Here is a 3,652-nt window from a genome sequence, read left to right as displayed (position 1 = left end):
ACACCGACGACCGTGCGGAGCGGCCCCGCCCAGCCGGGTGCCGACACCGCGGCCGTGGCCCGCGACTGGGACATACCCGGTCTCCTGAAGGACGACGGCTGACACCCGTTCCGCCTCGCCCCCAGCCTCCCGACCCCGCTCGTCACGTGAAAGGCCAGATCCGTGAGCACCGAAGCGTATGTGTACGACGCGATCCGCACCCCGCGCGGACGCGGCAAGGCGAACGGCGCCCTGCACGGCACCAAACCGATCGACCTCGTGGTCGGGCTGATCCACGAGGTCCGGCGGCGCTTCCCCGGGCTCGACCCCGCCGCCGTCGACGACGTCGTCCTCGGGGTCGTCGGACCCGTGGGCGACCAGGGTTCCGACATCGCCCGTATCGCCGCGATCGCCGCCGGACTGCCGGACACGGTGGCCGGCGTCCAGGAGAACCGCTTCTGCGCCTCGGGCCTCGAAGCCGTCAACCTGGCCGCCGCGAAGGTCCGTTCGGGCTGGGAGGACCTGGTGCTCGCGGGCGGCGTCGAATCGATGTCGCGGGTACCGATGGCCTCCGACGGGGGCGCCTGGTTCAACGACCCGATGACCAACCTGGCCGTCAACTTCGTACCGCAGGGCATCGGCGCGGACCTCATCGCCACGATCGAGGGCTTCTCACGGCGGGACGTCGACGAGTACGCGGCGCTGTCGCAGGAGCGGGCGGCAGCGGCCTGGAAGGACGGCCGGTTCGACCGGTCCGTGGTCCCGGTGAGGGACCGCAGCGGACTGGTGATCCTCGACCACGACGAGCACATGCGCCCCGGCACCACCGCGGACTCGCTCGCGGGGCTCAAGCCGTCCTTCGCGGACATCGGGGAGCTGGGCGGCTTCGACGCGGTGGCACTGCAGAAGTACCACTGGGTCGAGGAGATCGACCACGTCCACCACGCGGGCAACTCGTCCGGGATCGTGGACGGGGCGGCGCTGGTGGCGATCGGCTCCCAGCAGGTCGGCGAGCGGTACGGTCTGACCCCGCGCGCGCGGATCGTGTCCGCGGCCGTCTCCGGCTCCGAGCCCACGATCATGCTCACCGGCCCCGCGCCCGCGACCCGCAAGGCCCTCGCCAAGGCCGGGCTGACCATCGACGACATCGACCTCGTCGAGATCAACGAGGCCTTCGCGGCCGTGGTGCTCCGCTTCGCGAAGGACATGGGGATCGGGCTGGACAAGGTCAACGTCAACGGGGGCGCGATCGCGCTGGGGCACCCGCTGGGCGCGACGGGCGCGATGATCCTGGGCACGCTGGTGGACGAACTGGAACGGCAGGACAAGCGGTACGGGCTGGCCACGCTGTGTGTGGGCGGGGGCATGGGCATCGCGACGATCATCGAGCGCCTGTAACCCCCAGCGGACCACCCGACGGCAACGGAGACCTCACATGACGAACAGCAGCACCACCATCCGCTGGGAACAGGACGACACCGGAGTCGTCACGCTCGTCCTCGACGACCCCCACCAGTCCGCCAACACCATGAACCAGGCGTTCCGGGCCTCCGTCAAGGCGATCGCCGACCGGGCGGAGGCGGAGAAGGACTCTATCCGCGGGATCATCTACACCTCCGCCAAGAAGACGTTCTTCGCGGGCGGCGACCTCAAGGACATGATCCAGGCCGGCCCGGAGCACGCCCAGCACGCGTTCGACACGGGCATGGACATCAAGAACTCCCTGCGCCGTATCGAGACGCTCGGCAAGCCGGTCGTCGCGGCCGTCAACGGCGCGGCCCTCGGCGGGGGCTACGAGATCGCGCTCGCCAGCCACCACCGTGTCGCCCTCGACGCGCCCGGCTCCAAGATCGGCCTCCCGGAGGTCACCCTGGGCCTCCTGCCGGCCGGTGGCGGTGTCACCCGCACCGTACGGCTGATGGGCATCGCGGACGCCCTCCTCAAGGTCCTCCTCCGGGGCACCCAGTACAGCCCCCGGCGGGCCCTGGAGAACGGCCTCGTCGACGAAGTGGCCGCCACCCCAGAGGAGATGCTCGCCAAGGCCCGCGCCTTCATCGACGCCAACCCGGAGTCGCACCAGCCCTGGGACAAGCTCGGCTACCGGATCCCCGGCGGCACCCCGGCCAACCCGAAGTTCGCGGCGAACCTGCCCGCGTTCCCGGCCGGCCTCAAGAAGCAGCTGAACGGCGCGCCCTACCCGGCGCCGCGCAACATCCTCGCGGCCGCCGTCGAGGGTTCCCAGGTCGACTTCGAGACCGCGCTGACCATCGAGGCCCGCTACTTCACCGAGCTGGTCACCGGGCAGACCGCGAAGAACATGATCCAGGCGTTCTTCTTCGACCTCCAGGCGGTCAACTCCGGCGCCAACCGCCCTCAAGGCATCGAGCCCCGCCAGGTCCGCAGGGTCGCCGTTCTGGGCGCCGGGATGATGGGCGCGGGCATCGCGTACTCGTGCGCCCGGGCGGGCATCGAGGTCGTCCTGAAGGACGTGTCGGCGGAGGCGGCGGCCAAGGGCAAGGGCTACTCCGAGAAGCTCTGCGCCAAGGCGGTCTCCAGGGGCCGTACGACGCGGGAGAAGGCCGACGCGCTGCTCGCCCGCATCACGCCCACCGCCGAGGTGGCCGACCTCGCGGGCTGTGACGCCGTCATCGAGGCCGTCTTCGAGGACTCGGCGCTCAAGCACAAGGTGTTCCAGGAGGTCCAGGACGTCGTCGCGCCGGACGCGGTGCTGTGCTCCAACACCTCCACCCTGCCGATCACCGCGCTCGCCGAGGGCGTGGAGCGGCAGGAGGACTTCGTGGGGCTGCACTTCTTCTCCCCGGTCGACAAGATGCCGCTCGTCGAGATCATCAGGGGGAGGCGGACCGGTGACGAGGCCCTGGCCCGGGCCTTCGACCTCGTCCGGCAGATCAGGAAGACCCCGATCGTGGTCAACGACTCGCGGGGCTTCTTCACCTCCCGGGTGATCGGCCAGTTCATCAACGAGGGCGTCGCGATGGTCGGCGAGGGCATCGAGCCGGCGTCGGTCGAGCAGGCGGCGGGCCAGGCGGGCTATCCGGCGAAGGTCCTGTCCCTGATGGACGAGCTGACGCTCACGCTGCCGCGTAAGATCCGCGACGAGTCGAGGCGGGCGGTGGAGGAGGCTGGGGGCGTGTGGGCCCCCCACCCGGCGGAAGCGGTGATCGACCGCATGGTCGAGGAGTTCGGCCGCACCGGGCGCGGGGGAGGGGCGGGCTTCTACGACTACGCCCCCGACGGCAGCCGGGGGAAGCTGTGGCCGGGCCTGCGCGACCACTTCACTCAGCGGGGGTACCAGATCCCGTTCGAGGACATGAAGGAGCGGATGCTCTTCTCCGAGGCGCTGGACACGGTGCGGCTGATGGAGGAGGGCGTACTGACCTCGGTCGCCGACGCCAACATCGGCTCACTCCTCGGGATCGGCTTCCCCGGCTGGACCGGGGGTGTCCTGCAGTACATCAACGGCTACCGGGGCGGACTCCCCGGCTTCGTCGCCCGCGCGCGGGAACTGGCCGAACGGTACGGGGAGCGGTTCGCACCGCCCGCGTTGCTGGTGGAGAAGGCGGACCGGGGGGAGCGGTTCACGGACGCGTGACCGGACGCGTGACCCCTGGTGGCGGCGTGGGCTGTCCCGCCCCCGCCGCCACCAGGGGTC

General features: G+C 70.9%; 2 protein-coding genes. Both read left to right on the top strand.

The annotated features are described in order from the left end of the window. Positions 1-162: 162 nt before the first annotated feature. Positions 163-1,377: an acetyl-CoA C-acetyltransferase gene (locus FNH04_RS43025; RefSeq protein WP_322725520.1), complete on the top strand. Its 1,215-nt coding sequence runs from the start codon at positions 163-165 to the stop codon at positions 1,375-1,377. 37 nt (positions 1,378-1,414) lie between these two features. After that, on the top strand, positions 1,415-3,592 hold the full coding sequence (locus tag FNH04_RS43020; RefSeq protein ID WP_152791678.1) for a 3-hydroxyacyl-CoA dehydrogenase NAD-binding domain-containing protein: 2,178 nt from the start codon (positions 1,415-1,417) through the stop codon (positions 3,590-3,592). The last annotated feature ends 60 nt before the right edge of the window (positions 3,593-3,652 follow it).

It is taken from the genome of Streptomyces phyllanthi (assembly GCF_009377205.1).
Taxonomy (GTDB): domain Bacteria; phylum Actinomycetota; class Actinomycetes; order Streptomycetales; family Streptomycetaceae; genus Streptomyces; species Streptomyces phyllanthi.
This window is presented reverse-complemented; position numbering and strand designations above follow the sequence as displayed.

Coding starts and splice junctions, on each gene's coding strand:
- FNH04_RS43020 (WP_152791678.1), top strand. CDS start 1,415: ATGACGAACAGCAGCACCACCATCCGCTGGGAACAGGACGACACCGGA.